This window comes from Mesorhizobium sp. P2_E9 (genome assembly GCF_056403815.1).
In genome coordinates this window covers 249,382-263,666 of record NZ_JBFUET010000008.1, presented here as the reverse complement: position 1 = coordinate 263,666, position 14,285 = coordinate 249,382, and the positions used below count along the sequence as shown (strand labels likewise).

The window sequence follows — 14,285 nt, the reverse complement described above, 5'->3', positions numbered from 1 at the left end:
GGATTATCCGAAGATAAGCGACGGATCGGCTGCCGGTTCCGAACAGCGGATGAAATGCTATCTTTTGGTCTCGGGCGCGAGATCGGCCATCCACATCCGGCCATCATCGACATGGTGCGGCAGGTACTCGCGACCGGCTCCGATTGTCTCGAAGCGAGCATTGGTCTCGTCGGCTAAATTCAATTACGACAACCGCCAAGTCCAGCTTCGCTGTCATAGAGCGTCTTGCATGTAGCCTCCCGGCGCGGAAAACCTGCGCCGGGACCATATCTTCACCTTGTAGCGGACACAGCGCCAAGCGTCCGACTTTCGCTTCGGCGCGGCCGCAGCTACCGCCAGGAAGCGCGCCGCCATCCCGAGGTTGCCTCGTGCATAGTGAACACGGGCAATCTTCAGGGCGACAAGCCCCTCCCTGGTCTTGAGGGCGGACATCGGGATTCCCCAATCGATGAGCGTGCGCAATTCGCGGCGCCACTCCAGGAAGCGCCGCACCGGGTTGATCGCAAAACGATCGTCGGAACGGGACGGCGAAACCTCATAGACCATGACCGGTTGCGGAATCATGGCCAGCGATGCCTTGCTCATCAGCCGCGCCCAGAACAGCGTGTCCTCGTCATAGGCAAGGCCCACGGGAAACCGCGTCTCGCCGATTAGTTGCCGGGATGCCAGCACGCTACCCACGGCGACGGAGCGTATATCGCCTTTCACATAGGCCGAAGCATTCGCCAGGCATGCAGCTTGATAGCCGTTCGGCACCTTGATCTGCCGATCCTGGCCGTTCACCCGTCGCCGGTAGGCGCCCACGATCATGTCGACATTCGGCTGGACGTCCGCCTGACGGAGCAGCCCGCGCAATCCGCCCTGGAGATGCAAATCGTCGGCGTCGATCAGGTACACCCAGGGCTGGAGCGCCTGCGCCAGCGCTACGTTGCGAGCACCACCGGCGTCGTGGCAGCTGGCCGGCAGCACACGCAGCGGCAAGGTGAGTTGCGCCGCAGCCTGCCGTGCCACGTCAGCCGTGTTATCCGTCGATGCATCATCGACCAGCAGGACCTCACCAATGACCTCGGCCTCACCGGCGAGCGACGCCAGCGTTGTGGCGATGGTTTTCGCCGCATTGTGGGCAGGAATGACGACGCTGACCGCTTTCAATTACAAGACCCCGCGCCCGCGCGCTTTAGCAAAACAATCCCCTCGAAACGAATAGAGACTAGCGGCGCCTTCGATGTTTGAGAAGTCGCTTAAGTCCACCCAGAATTGCAGCGGCGGAATGCTTGGCGCGTGTTCAGTCCGCTTTCACGCCTTTTCGAGCGCGACCGGAATGACGTCGACAGCCTGCTCGCCGACCTGTCCGCCGGTGGTTTTCAAGACGCCGACGATCGGCGCGACGTCGGAATAGTCGCGGCCATGGCCGACAGTGATGTGGTCGTTGCTGGCCCGCATGCCGTTGGTCGGATCGAACTCCTGCCAGCCGGCGTCACGCCCGCACCAGACCTTGACCCAGGCATGCATGGCATCGGCGCCTTCCAGCCGGGGCTTGCCCTTCGGCGGGATGGTGCGCAGGAAGCCGCTGACATAGCCGGCCGGAATGCCCAACCCGCGCAGCCCGGCGATCATGATGTGCGAAAAGTCCTGGCAGACACCGCGCTTCAGCTTGAACGCATCGCTGGCCCGGGTCCGCACCGTGGTTGCGTCACCATCATAGGTGAAATCGCGGTGAATGCGGTTGCACAGGTTCATTGCCGTACCGGCGGCCGAGCCGACGATGCTGTCGCGTGCGTAGGCGGTGATCGCCGCATCGATGCCGGAGTGAGCGCTTCCCGCCAGAAAATGGTGCGGTGACGCAGACGCCAGCGACCGCACCGCGGCCAACTCCTGTCTCAACCGCCCGATATCGGGCGACACGTCGAGCCCAGGCTCGGGCCGCGACACCGACACGCGTGCGCTCATCCTTATGTCAAGTTCATCATGCGCGTCGCGAAAGGCGATCGAGGTGACGTTGTTGCCGAAGAAGTCCAAAAAATCCGACCGTTCATTGGGCGCCGGCGCGAAGGACAGGGATGCCGCGATGACGCGCTGCACGCCCGATATCGTCGATGGCAGCACGCGGATCTGGTGGCGGCCGCCACCGGCTGCCGCTGCATAATCGTAATGGAGATGAAGCCTGATGTCGTAAAGCATGCCTACTTTTCTTGTTTTGCCGCAGGTTCTTGTCGCAAAACCGTGCGACACTTTTGCGGAACCTGGCTAACTCTTTGTTTTGACGCAATTCTGGATGGAAAACCGTTTCACACTTTTCCTGGAATTGCTCTAGCCGAAATAGGCTTTGGCGAGGCTGTTGTAGAGACCGCCTATTTCATAGGCGAGTTCGTCCAGCGCCTTTGCCGTCATGTCCGAAGGCTCCTTGATGGCGATGGCCGTGTTGAGCTGCAGGATCTCCTTCGCCGCCGGCGACATATGCCCCTCACTGCCGACCGACGGCAACAGGCCGATCTCGGCCTTCAGCCTTTCCAACTGGAACAGGATGGAGCGCGGATTGAGCGGATCGAGCGCCAGAAGATCGATCACCGTGCGCCGGCCGGCCTGCACTGGATATTGCCGACGATGGGTCATGACGCTGTCGCCGATCTCCAGCATCATGTCGAGCGCGCCGTCCGGCGCCTTGGCGCGGGTCAGCCGGGACAGCGTACGAGCGATCTGGATGCCGCGTTCGAGCCGCCGGCCGATCTCGAGGAAGCGCCAGCCGGCGAAACGGTACATGTTCTCGTGCAGCAAGCCGGAAAAGCCGGCAAGCTTGCGCAATATGACCGTCATCGCCCGCGTCGCATCGTCGCCCGGCGCCACCGTCGTTGCGAACTGATGGATCGTCTTCGACAGGTCCTTCAGCGCCAGCCAGCCATCGGGCGAGAAGCGGTCGCGGATCTGTCCGGCGCTGTAGACGGCACTGTCCAGCGTACCGATCAATCCTGACGGGATCGCCGTCTCGACGTCAATGCCGAACGGTTCGAGATAGTCCCTGATGTCGGCGAGCAACGGCATATCCGCATCGGAGGTCTCGGCCAGCCGCACATGGTAGGCGCGCAGGATGCGCACAGTGTCTTCCGAGCGCTCGATATAGCGGCCGAGCCAGGTCAGGTTTTCCGCCGCGCGGCTGGGCAAACTGCCCGGCCTGGTGCGGGTAAAGCTGTCGCCCTCCTGCGGCAGCAGCGTCTCGCGCTCCACCGGCCTGTTGCTGACCACCCAGACATCCGCCGCCTGGCCGCCGCGCTGCATGGCGATCGCCGTCGGGTCGAGCGACATCCCGACGCGGGCAAACCCACCCGGCATCACCGTCCATCCGTCGGGCGTGCGCGCCAGGTAGACCCGCAGGCTCGCCGGCCGCGGCTCCAGCCAACCGCCGACAAAGACCGGCGTCGTCGACAGCGTCACCGCTTCCTGGCCGACGAAGGCGCCGCCATCGCGTTCTATGCGCGCCACCAACTCGGCCCGCTCCCCGGCCGACAAGGCGGAGCCGAGCGTGGTCTGGCCATCATCCTCGAAGGCAAGCCTTGTCGACAGCGCCGGGCCGACCACCATGCGGTCGATATTGGCAAGCACATGGGCGCGTTCGGTCGCTTGCCCACACCACCATGTCGCGACGCTCGGCAGCAACAACTCCTCACCCCGCAAGGCGCGTGAGATCTTGGGCAGGAAAGCGAGCAGCGCCCGCGTCTCCATCAGGCCGGAGCCCAACGCATTGACGGTGGAAACCGCCCCTTGCCGGATCGCCTCGACCAGCCCCGGCGTGCCGATCTGCGAATCCGAACGCAGTTCGAGCGGATCGGCGAAGGCGGCATCGAGCCGCCGCCACAGCACGCTGATCGGCATCAGGCCGGAAACGGTGCGCACCATCAGCCGGCCGCCGGAGACAGTCAGGTCCTCGCCCTCAAGCAGCATGATGCCGAGATAGCGGGCGATATAGGCGTGTTCGTAATAGGTTTCGTTGAGCGGCCCCGGCGTCAATATGGCGACGCGGCCATCGCTTTCCCTGGCCATGCCGATCAAAGCGTCGCGGAAGCGGCGGAAGAAGCCGGCAAGCCGGTGCACATGCATCTCACCGTAGATATCGGACAACGCGCGCGTGGTGGCGACGCGGTTCTCCAAGGCAAAGCCGGCGCCTGATGGCGCCTGCGTACGGTCGCCCAACACCCACCACTGGCCGTCTGGCCCGCGGCCAAGCTCGAAGGCACAGAAATGCAGATAGTGGCCGCCGGCCGGCGTGGTGCCCACGACAGGCCGCAAATATTCAGGGCTGGCGGCGATCAATCCCGCCGGCAGGATACCTTTTTCGACGAGCCGGTTCGGCCCATAAATATCGGCGATGGTTTCCTCGAACAGCTCGGCGCGCTGGACGAGCCCGGCGCTGATCGCGGCCCATTCGGCGTCTTCGATGAGCAGGGGCACATGCGCCAGCGGCCATTCGCGCTCATTGGCGCCGGCCTTGTCGTAGACGCGGTAGTAGACGCCGGCATCGCGCAGATACTGGTCGGCGCGGGCAAAGCGCTGGCCGAGCTTCTCGGCCCCCAAATCGTCGAGCGCCTCGATGAAATGCTTCCACACCGGACGGGGATTGCCTGCAGCGTCGACCATCTCGTCGACCACGCCGTCGATCGGCCGGTAGTGCTCCAGCAGGCTGTGGATCTGCGGCTTGCCGCGTATCCTTTTGTGATTCCCCTTTGCCATCGCTGATCAGAGTCTTGCCGGCCGCCGAAGGTCAAGGGTCATCGGGAAATCTTCCGCTGGTTGTTCTTCGCGCAGTACATAGCCAGATGGCGTGTGGCCGCGCGGTTCGAAGCGGGCGAGCCGCCGTGCCTCCGCCTCGTTGCCATTGACCGGGAAGGTGTCGTAGTTGCGCCCACCGGGATGCGCGACATGGTAGACGCAGCCGCCGACCGCCCGGCCCGACCAGCGGTCATAGATGTCGAACACCAGCGGCGTGTTGACCGGCAGCGCCGGATGCAGGCCCGAAGCCGGCTGCCAGGCCTTGAAACGCACGCCCGCCACCGCGACCTCGCGGTTGTCCGTGACCTTCATCGGCACGATGCGGCCGTTGCAGACGATGGCGTGGCGCTCCGGGTTCAGGCCTTCGGTCTTGACCTGGAGCCGTTCGACCGAGGAATCGACGAAGCGCACCGTGCCGCCGATCGCTCCTTGCTCGCCCATGACATGCCATGGCTCCAGCGCCTGCCGGAGTTCCAGCTTGATGCCGGCATGCTGGACCTCGCCGCAGAAGGGAAAGCGGAATTCGAGCTGCGCGTCGAACCATTCAGGCCGGAACTCGAAGCCGTTGAGCTTGAGGTCGTCGAGCACATCGAGAAAGTCAGCCCAGACATGATGCGGCAGCATGAAGCGGTCGTGCAGCGATGTGCCCCAACGCACGAACCGGCCGTCGAGCGGGGTCTTCCAGGCGCGGGCAATGATCGCCCTGACAAGCAGTTGCTGCGCTAGGCTCATACGCGCATTGGGCGGCATTTCGAAGCCGCGGAACTCTACCAGTCCGAGCCGGCCGGTCGGGCCATCCGGCGAGAACAGCTTGTCGATGCAGATTTCCGAGCGGTGCGTGTTGCCGGTGACGTCGGTCAGAAGGTTGCGGAACAGCCGGTCGACCAGCCACGGCAGCGGCGCATTGCCTTGATCGGGATGCGGCACCTGCGCCATCGCGATTTCGAGTTCGTAGAGTGAATCGTGACGCGCCTCGTCGAAGCGCGGCGCCTGGCTGGTCGGGCCGATGAACAGGCCGGAGAACAGATAGGATAGCGAGGGATGCCGTTGCCATTGCAGCACCAGGCTCTTCAACAGGTCGGGCCTGCGCAGGAACGGGCTGTCATTGGGCGTCGCGCCGCCGACCACGACATGGTTGCCGCCGCCGGTGCCGGTGTGGCGGCCGTCGATCATGAACTTATCGGCGCCAAGCCGCGTCAGCCGCGCTTCCTCGTAGATCGCCGTCGTCGTCGCCACGCAATCCTGCCAATTCGAGGCCGGGTGGATGTTGACCTCGATGACGCCGGGATCGGGCGCCACACGGATGACGTTGAGCCGCGGGTCATGCGGCGGCCCATAGCCCTCGATGTGGACTGGTAGGCCGATCGCCTTCGCCGCGTTCTCGGCGGCCGCGACCAGCTCCAGATAGTCCTCCAGCGCCTCGACCGGTGGCATGAACACGCAAAGCCGGCCGTCGCGCGGCTCGACCGAAAGCGCCGTACGCACCGCCCCGCCGATCTCGGTGATCTCCTGCTCGACCCGATCCTGTTGGCCAGTCGCGGCGGTAAAGGACGCCGCCTGCTGGCGGCGTGCCATTTCATCGGCGCCTTCCAGTTCGGCCGGAGCCACTGTGGGCAAGATCGCCTCACGCGCCGGCAGCGCTCCACGCGGCAGCGACGGATCGACCGGCACGATGTAGGGGAATTGCGCCGGCGGCACATAGGGTAGCGTGCCCAGCGGCAGGCGGTAGCCGACCGGCGAATCGCCCGGCACCAGGAACAGCCGGCCGCGCCGTGTCTTCCATTTTTCCGAACGCCAGCGCGGTCCCGACGCCTGGCTGTTCCAGCGCTGCACCGGCAGCACGTAACCGGACGGTTTGGTCAGCCCGCGCTCGAACACTTTCGCCATGCGGCTGCGTTCTTCCGGGTCCTCCAGCTTGGAATTGGACGGATCGACATTTTCGGGCAGCTTGCCTTCCTTGAGCAGCCACTCGGCCGGATCCTCATAGGCTTCGCTGACCATGCTCTTGTCGATGCCAAGCTCACCGGCAATTGCCGTGAGCAGGCTTTCGGCTTGTTTCGGGCCGATATCGGCCGAACTCTTTTCGCGCGCGATCAGCGACGGGTCGCTCCACACCGGCTGGCCGTCGGCGCGCCAGTAGAGCGAGAAGGTCCAGCGCGGCAGGCTTTCGCCGGGATACCATTTGCCCTGGCCGTAATGGAGGAAGCCGCCCGGCGCGAAACGCTCGCGCAGTTTGCGGATCAGCGCGTCGGCCTTTTCGCGTTTGGTCGGGCCGACGGCGGCAGTGTTCCATTCGGCGGACTCGAAATCGTCGATCGACACGAAGGTCGGCTCGCCGCCCATCGTCAGCCGCACGTCCCCGGCCGCAAGCGCGGCATCGACCTTGTTGCCCAGCGCATCGAGCGCCCGCCAGCTCTCATCGGAGAATGGCTTGGTGATGCGCGGATGCTCGGCGATGCGGTCGACCCGCATCTCGAAGCCGAATTCGACATTGGCAAAGCTCGCCATGCCGGAAATCGGCGCAGCATTGCGGAAATGCGGTGTCGCGGCGAGCGGCACATGGCTCTCGCCGGTCAGCAGGCCGGAGGTCGGATCGAAGCCGATCCAGCCGGCGCCGGGAAGATAGACCTCGCACCACGCATGCAGATCGGTGAAATCGACCGCGGTGCCGGCCGGGCCATCGAGCGCGATGAGGTCAGGCTTCAGCTGGATCAGATAGCCGGAGACGAAGCGAGCGGCGATGCCGAGATTGCGCAGGATCTGCACCAGCAGCCAGCTCGAATCCCGGCACGAGCCCTTGCCGGCGGCCAGCGTTTCCTCCGGCGAGAACACGCCGGTCTCCATGCGCACGATATAGGCGATCTCGCGCTGCAGTCGGGCATTGAGATCGACGAGAAAATTGACGGTGTTGGGAGCGCTGCGCTCGACAGTCCTGAGGAAGGCCGCGAGCAGCTGACCCGCCGGCTCAGGCGTGCGGTAGATGGCGAGATCGTCGCGTATCTCTTCCGGGTACTCGAACGGAAACGCCTCGGCCGAGGGCTCGACGAAGAAATCGAACGGATTGTAGACCGTCATGTCGGCGACGAGGTCGACCTCGATCTTCAGCTCGCTCACCGGCTCCGGGAAGACGAAGCGGGCGAGGAAGTTGCCGTAGGGGTCCTGCTGCAGATTGACGAAGTGGTTCGCCGGCTCGACCTTCAAAGAGTGGCTGAGCACCTTGGTACGGGAATGCGGCGCCGGCTGCAGCCTGATGATCTGGGGCCCGAGCACCACCGGCCGGTCATATTTGTAGTGGGTCAGGTGGTAGACGGCTGCCAAAATTGCCATGGGGCCCCGGAGATCGGCGTTTCAAATGAATTCGCCGAACCCTGACACATCTGCCGGCCATTCTCCAAGCACAGATGTTGCGGTGCACCTAATTTAAGCAGCGTTGCCGGCTAAGCTGTGTCGAGATTCAGTCTGGCCGAGTCGAAAACGGCTGATACCGAGAACCGGAGCGGACGTATTTTTGGGTACGTGAGCACCGGCCTACGCCGGCCGTAGCCTAAATTTAGCTGCCACGCCGCGCATGAGTGCTTCGGCCGGCGAAGGCGGGAAGCGCAGGTATCGGTCGTTTGCAGGCCGGTCCCACCTGAATATCGGCATAGCTTTAGAAAAACGCCTGAATGCCCGTCTGTGCCCGTCCCAGGATCAGCGCGTGCACGTCATGCGTGCCCTCATAGGTGTTGACGGTCTCCAGATTCTGCGCGTGGCGCATGACGTGATAGCCGATCTGGATGCCGTTGCCGCCATGCATGTCGCGGGCCTGGCGGGCGATGTCGAGCGCCTTGCCGCAATTGTTACGCTTGACGATCGAGATCATCTCCGGCGCCATCTTGCCTTCGTCGAGCAGGCGCCCGACGCGCAACGATGCCTGCAACCCGAGCGCGATCTCGGTCTGCATGTCGGCGAGCTTCTTCTGATAGAGTTGCGTGCCGGCCAGCGGCTTGCCGAACTGCTTGCGGTCGAGACCATACTGGCGGGCGCGGTGCCAGCAATCTTCCGCGGCGCCCATCGAACCCCAGGAAATGCCATAGCGAGCCCGGTTGAGACAGCCGAACGGGCCGCCAAGGCCCTTGGCGTTGGGCAGCAGCGCATCCTCGCCGACCTCGACGCCTTCCATCACCACCTCGCCGGTGATCGACGCCCGCAGCGACAGCTTGCCGCCGATCTTCGGCGCCGAAAGCCCCTTCATGCCCTTTTCCAGCACGAAACCGCGGATCTCGTCCTTGCCGTTCTCGCCCTTCAGCTTCGCCCAGACGACGAACACGTCGGCGACCGGCGCGTTGGAAATCCACATCTTGGAGCCGGAGAGCTTGTAGCCGTTGGCGGTCTTCTCGGCGCGCGTCTTCATGCCGCCCGGATCGGAACCGGCATCCGGCTCGGTCAGGCCGAAACAGCCGATCCATTCGCCGCTGGCAAGCTTGGGCAGATACTTCTTGCGCTGTTCATCCGAGCCATAGGCATAGATCGGATACATCACCAGCGACGACTGCACGGACATCATCGAGCGATAGCCGGAATCGACACGTTCGACTTCCCGCGCGACCAGCCCGTAGGTTACATAGCTGGCGCCGAGCCCGCCGAATTCTTCCGGAATGTTGATGCCGAGCAGACCGGCATCGCCCATTTCGCGAAAGATCGCGGTGTCGAAGGTTTCGTTGAGATAGGCGTCCTCGATGCGCGGCGCGAGCTTGTCGGCGGCAAAGGCCGCCGCGCCGTCGCGCACCATGCGCTCGTCTTCGGACAGCTGGTCCTCGATCAGGAACGGATCTTCCCAGACGAATGCATTCTTGTCGGCGGCCATGGCTTCTCGGTCCTCAAACGGGTGAAGCCCGGCTTATCGGCCCGTGGCCCCAAAAAATCAAACGAAATTGCTTCACAGATCAATGAGCGTTAGGAATGGATCATGAGTGTTCAGCGCCGCCTCTTGCCCAACATCAGCGCCCTCGCCGCCTTTGAGGCCGTGGCTAGGCTTGGCAGTTTCACCGCCGCCGCCCAGGAGCTGGATCTGACCCAGGGCGCCGTCAGCCGGCAGATCAGGCTGCTGGAGGACCAGTTCGGCCGCCGGTTGTTCGAGCGCGACAGCCGCAATGTCCGGCTGTCGACAGCTGGCGAAATCTACGCCGAGGCTGTGCGCTCAGCGCTTGGCCAGTTGCGCGATGCAGCCCTTGGATTGATGAGCAATCGGCATAGTGGCATCCTGAACCTTGCCATTTTGCCAACCTTCGGCACGCGCTGGCTGATGCCGATGATCCCCGATTTCGTCGAAAACAATCCCGACATCACCATCAACTTCGTCACCCGCGTCGGTCGCTTCGACTTCGCCAGGGAGAGACTGGACGCCGCCATCCACTACGGCCTCCCGGACTGGCCGGAGGCGGACTCCACCTTGCTGGTGCGCGAAACGGTGGCGCCGGTGGTGTCGCCCGAATTCCTCGCCGGCCGCGCCATCGCCACACCGGCCGATATCGGCCGCCTGCCCCTGCTGCACATGGCGACACGACCCGGCGCCTGGACCGAATGGTTCGAGCACCAGGGCCTGAGCGCGCCGACCGGACCCGGAATGCAGTTCGAACAGTTCGGCACCGCCGCCCAGGCCTGCATGGCAGGGCTCGGCGTGGCGCTGCTGCCGCTGCTGCTCATCGCCGGTGAATTACAGCGCGGCCAGCTTGTACCGGCGCCCGGCCAGCCCATGCAAAGCCGCAGCGCGTACTACCTTGTTGTGCCGCACGACAAGCGCGGCCATCCGCCGGTCGCCAGTTTTCGCGACTGGTTGCTGAGCCAGCTTGAGAAGGAGCCGGCTGTTCTGGCTTGGTAGCTACTTCCGCTTCAAGGCATCGGCCAGCGCCGCGCCGAACGCCCCTTGCTGTGCGGGCCGCTCCGGCTGGCGCTGCGGTGTTGGCGAGCGCGGCGCCGGCCTGCCGCCGCCATTGTCGCGCGGCCCGCCTTTCGATGCGCCGCCCTCGCCGCCGTCCTTGCGCATGGAAAGCGCGATGCGCTTGCGCTTGATGTCGACGTCGACGACGCGCACCTTTACCACGTCGCCGGCCTTGACCACTTCATGCGCGTCCTTGATGAAACGGTCGGCCAGTTGCGAGACATGCACCAGGCCGTCCTGGTGGACACCGATATCGACGAAGGCACCGAAGGCAGCAACATTGGTGACGGTGCCTTCCAGCAGCATGCCTGGCTTCAGATCCTTGATGTCGTCGACGCCGTCGGCGAAGGTCGCGGTCTTGAAGCCGGGGCGCGGATCGCGGCCGGGCTTTTCCAACTCCGCCAGGATGTCGCGCACCGTCGGCAAGCCGAAACGCTCGTCGACGAAGACACGCGGGTCGAGCGCCTTGAGCGCCGCGCTGTCGCCCATCAGCGAGCGCACATCGCGACCGCAGGCGGCGACAATCTTCTTGGCCACGCCATAGGCTTCCGGATGCACCGACGAGGCGTCAAGCGGCTCGCTGCCATTGGCAATGCGCAGGAAGCCGGCGGATTGTTCGAACGCGCGCGGTCCAAGCCGTGGCACCTTGAGCAGGTCCTTGCGGCTGGCGAACGGGCCGGTCGCATCGCGATGCGCGACGATGGCATCGGCAAGCGACGCACCAAGGCCTGATACGCGGGCCAGCAGCGGCGCCGAGGCGGTGTTGAGATCGACGCCGACCGCGTTGACCGCGTCCTCGACCACCGCTTCCAGCGAGCGGCCGAGCCGGTACTGGTCGACATCGTGCTGATACTGGCCGACGCCGATCGATTTGGGTTCGATCTTGACCAATTCGGCGAGCGGATCCTGCAGCCGCCGCGCGATCGACACCGCGCCGCGCAAAGACACGTCGAGCCCAGGAAATTCCGCCGCTGCCGTCGCCGACGCCGAATAGACCGAGGCGCCAGCCTCGCTGACGATCACCTTCAGCGGCTTCGGCCCACCATCGGAAGGCATGTCGGACAGCATGTCCGCCACCAGCTTCTCCGTCTCGCGGCTGCCGGTGCCGTTGCCGATCGAAATCAGCTCGACCTTGTGCAGGCGGATGAGCTTGGCGAGTTCGGCCTGCGTGCCACGCACATCGTTCTTCGGCGGGAACGGATAGACCGTCGTCGTTGTCAGCACCTTGCCGGTGCCATCGACCACGGCAACCTTGACGCCGGTGCGGATGCCGGGGTCGAGGCCCATCGTGGCACGCGAACCAGCGGGAGCAGCGAGAAGCAGATCCTTGAGGTTGCGGGCAAAGACATGGATTGCCTCTTCCTCGGCCCGCTCCCGCAGGTCACGCATCAGATCGAGCGTCAGGTGCAGCGAAAGCTTGATGCGCCAGGTCCAGCCCGCGACGTCCATCAGCCAGCGGTCGCCCGGCAGACTGGCGCCGATGGCATAGGCGTTGGCGATCATCCGCTCGACCGGCTTCACCGGCGAGGTATCGTCGGCGTCGACCTCGATGTCGAGCGACAGCACCTCCTCGTTGCGGCCACGCAGCATGGCCAGCGCACGATGGCTCGGCACATTTGCCCAGCGCTCGACATGGTCGAAATAGTCGGAGAATTTCGCGCCGGCCTCCTGCTTGCCGTCGACCACCCTGGCGCGCATGAAGGCGCGGTCCTTCATGTAGGTGCGCAGCTTGCCGACCAGATCGGCATTCTCGGCAAACTGTTCCGACAGGATGTCGCGCGCGCCTTCCAGCGCCGCCTTGGCATCGGCCACCTCCTCGGTGACATAGGCGAGAGCCAGCTCGGCGGGCACCCGCGAACGGTTGGCAAGAATGGCCTCCGCCAGCGGCCCCAGCCCGCGCTCCCTGGCGATCTCGGCCTTGGTGCGGCGCTTCGGCTTGTAGGGCAGATAGATGTCTTCCAGCTCCGCCTTGGTGGCGGCGGCGGCGATCTTGCCCTCAAGCTCGGTGGTCAGCTTGCCCTGTTCACGGATCGAGCCGAGGATGGTGTCACGGCGGGCATCGAGTTCGCGCAGATAGGCCAGCCGCTCGGCAAGGTCGCGCAATTGCGTGTCGTCGAGCCCGCCGGTCACCTCCTTGCGGTAACGCGCCACGAACGGCACCGTCGCACCCTCGTCGAGCAGTTCGATCGCCGCGGCAGCCTGTTCCGGCCGGGCCTTGATCTCGGCCGCGATGATGGCTGCGATGCGCTTGATGTCGGATGCCATGTCATTCCCACTCTCGTCGAAAGAGCGGCGACCATAGGCGTAGATGCCTGCCCCGCCAACCGCGACGTTTTCAACCGTCGCAGGCGGTCCACAAGAAACCACGCGGCAAGGAGCCGCGCCGGACGGTTCAGACCATCCGGCTCAGCGCTTCGAAAAACGCGACAATCTCGGCATCGAGCGGATCGTCTACAGGTACCGGCTGCGACGACATCTTGGATATGACGACTTCGGTCCTGGGATCGACGTAGAGCCACTGGCCGTGGATGCCGATGCCGCAATAGGCACCGTTTTCGTGTCCGGTCTGGTACCATTTGTTGCGATAGCGGCCTTTTGGGAACAGCGGCAGCATCGCGCCACGCTGCCAGGCATCCGCACTGCCGCCGGTGCTGGTCGTGTCGCGCACCCAGGCCTCGGGCACGATGCGGCGGCCATTGACCGTGCCGCCTTGCCGCATCATCTCGCCGATGCGCGCCAGGTCGCGCGGCGTCACCGAAATGCCGCCGGCGGTGCGCGCCGTGCCTTCCATGTCGACGCCGATCGAGGCTTCGCTGACGGCGCCAAGCGGCAGCCACAGCTTCTCGCGCATCAGGTCGGTGAAGCGCTGGCCCGACGCGCGTTCGAGCAGCAGGCCGAGCAGGTCGGAATTGGGCGAACGGTAGCGGAAGGTCTGGCCATGCGGCTCGGCCAGCCGCTGCAGGCTCAGGATGAATTCGCGCAGGCTTTCGGTGCCGCCACCCGGATTCCACAGCGTGGCACGGCGGTAGCGGGCAAAGGCGCTTTCAGGGTCGAGATAGGCTTCCTCGAAATCGAGGCTGACGCTCATGTCGAGCACATGTCGCGCGCTGGCATCGCCATAGGCCGAGCCGGCGGCTTCGGGAATGTACTGCGTCACCGGCGCTTGCGGATCGAACGTCCCCTCGCCTTCCAATATACCGGCAATGATGGCGGTGACCGACTTGCTGACCGAAAAGATGATGTGGCGAGCGCCGAAATCCATGTGGGGCGCGAACCAGTCGCCAATGATCTTGCCGCTCTTCATCACCGTCAGCGCGTCGGTGCTGGAGCGCACAAGGAAGTCGGCCACCGTCTCCGGCGCGCTGGCGACCGAAACCTTTTCGCTGAGCAGGCCTCCCATATCCCGTGCGGGTGCCTCGGCACCGGCCGGTGCCGCAGCCACGCGTGCCGTCGGCACCAGTTCACCAAGGTTCTGGAACGACCATCGGTTAAACGGGTTTTCTCGCCAGTTGCCGAGCAGCACCTCATTGCGGCCGAAGCCGTAGCGGGTCTCGAACGCGGTCTTGCCGGTCATGGCGTTTCCTCAGGGTGTTTTCGTCTTGAG

At 64.7% G+C, this 14,285-nt stretch carries 8 protein-coding genes; 1 reads left to right on the top strand and 7 read right to left on the bottom strand.

The features are described 5' to 3' along the window. Positions 1-213: 213 nt before the first annotated feature. From AC1D05_RS16240 to AC1D05_RS16220, 5 genes are all read right to left on the bottom strand, one after another. On the bottom strand, positions 214-1,152 hold the full coding sequence (locus AC1D05_RS16240; RefSeq protein WP_477442010.1) for a glycosyltransferase family 2 protein: 939 nt from the start codon (positions 1,150-1,152) through the stop codon (positions 214-216). Between the two features lie 144 nt (positions 1,153-1,296). Next, a complete protein-coding gene (locus AC1D05_RS16235; RefSeq protein WP_477442008.1) occupies positions 1,297-2,181 on the bottom strand; it encodes a transglutaminase family protein in 885 nt (294 codons plus the stop codon). Between the two features lie 129 nt (positions 2,182-2,310). Next, on the bottom strand, positions 2,311-4,722 hold the full coding sequence (locus AC1D05_RS16230) for a circularly permuted type 2 ATP-grasp protein (protein WP_477442006.1): 2,412 nt from the start codon (positions 4,720-4,722) through the stop codon (positions 2,311-2,313). 6 nt (positions 4,723-4,728) lie between these two features. Then, the gene (locus tag AC1D05_RS16225) at positions 4,729-8,088 is read right to left on the bottom strand and encodes a transglutaminase family protein (RefSeq protein ID WP_477442004.1); all 3,360 of its coding nucleotides are present in this window, start codon (positions 8,086-8,088) and stop codon (positions 4,729-4,731) included. Positions 8,089-8,410: 322 nt separating this feature from the next. After that, positions 8,411-9,607 (bottom strand): acyl-CoA dehydrogenase, encoded by a 1,197-nt coding sequence (locus tag AC1D05_RS16220; protein WP_477442002.1) that lies wholly within the window; start codon positions 9,605-9,607, stop codon positions 8,411-8,413. A 102-nt stretch (positions 9,608-9,709) separates the two neighbouring features. On the opposite strand from AC1D05_RS16220, the gene AC1D05_RS16215 reads away from it, so the two are divergent. Next, complete coding sequence (locus AC1D05_RS16215; protein ID WP_477442000.1) at positions 9,710-10,621, top strand: LysR family transcriptional regulator; 912 nt, start codon at positions 9,710-9,712, stop codon at positions 10,619-10,621. Here AC1D05_RS16215 and AC1D05_RS16210 read toward each other — a convergent pair whose 3' ends face one another. After that, the gene (locus AC1D05_RS16210) at positions 10,622-12,946 is read right to left on the bottom strand and encodes a Tex family protein (RefSeq protein ID WP_477441998.1); all 2,325 of its coding nucleotides are present in this window, start codon (positions 12,944-12,946) and stop codon (positions 10,622-10,624) included. A gap of 127 nt (positions 12,947-13,073) precedes the next feature. Next, on the bottom strand, positions 13,074-14,255 hold the full coding sequence (locus tag AC1D05_RS16205; RefSeq protein WP_477441996.1) for a serine hydrolase domain-containing protein: 1,182 nt from the start codon (positions 14,253-14,255) through the stop codon (positions 13,074-13,076). Positions 14,256-14,285: the final 30 nt, after the last annotated feature.

Excerpts from the sequence above, each read along its gene's own strand:
- AC1D05_RS16235 (WP_477442008.1), bottom strand. The coding sequence starts at position 2,181 with ATGCTTTACGACATCAGGCTTCATCTCCATTACGATTATGCAGCGGCA.
- AC1D05_RS16230 (WP_477442006.1), bottom strand. The coding sequence starts at position 4,722 with ATGGCAAAGGGGAATCACAAAAGGATACGCGGCAAGCCGCAGATCCAC.
- AC1D05_RS16225 (WP_477442004.1), bottom strand. The coding sequence starts at position 8,088 with ATGGCAATTTTGGCAGCCGTCTACCACCTGACCCACTACAAATATGAC.
- AC1D05_RS16220 (WP_477442002.1), bottom strand. The coding sequence starts at position 9,607 with ATGGCCGCCGACAAGAATGCATTCGTCTGGGAAGATCCGTTCCTGATC.
- AC1D05_RS16215 (WP_477442000.1), top strand. The coding sequence starts at position 9,710 with ATGAGTGTTCAGCGCCGCCTCTTGCCCAACATCAGCGCCCTCGCCGCC.
- AC1D05_RS16210 (WP_477441998.1), bottom strand. The coding sequence starts at position 12,946 with ATGGCATCCGACATCAAGCGCATCGCAGCCATCATCGCGGCCGAGATC.
- AC1D05_RS16205 (WP_477441996.1), bottom strand. The coding sequence starts at position 14,255 with ATGACCGGCAAGACCGCGTTCGAGACCCGCTACGGCTTCGGCCGCAAT.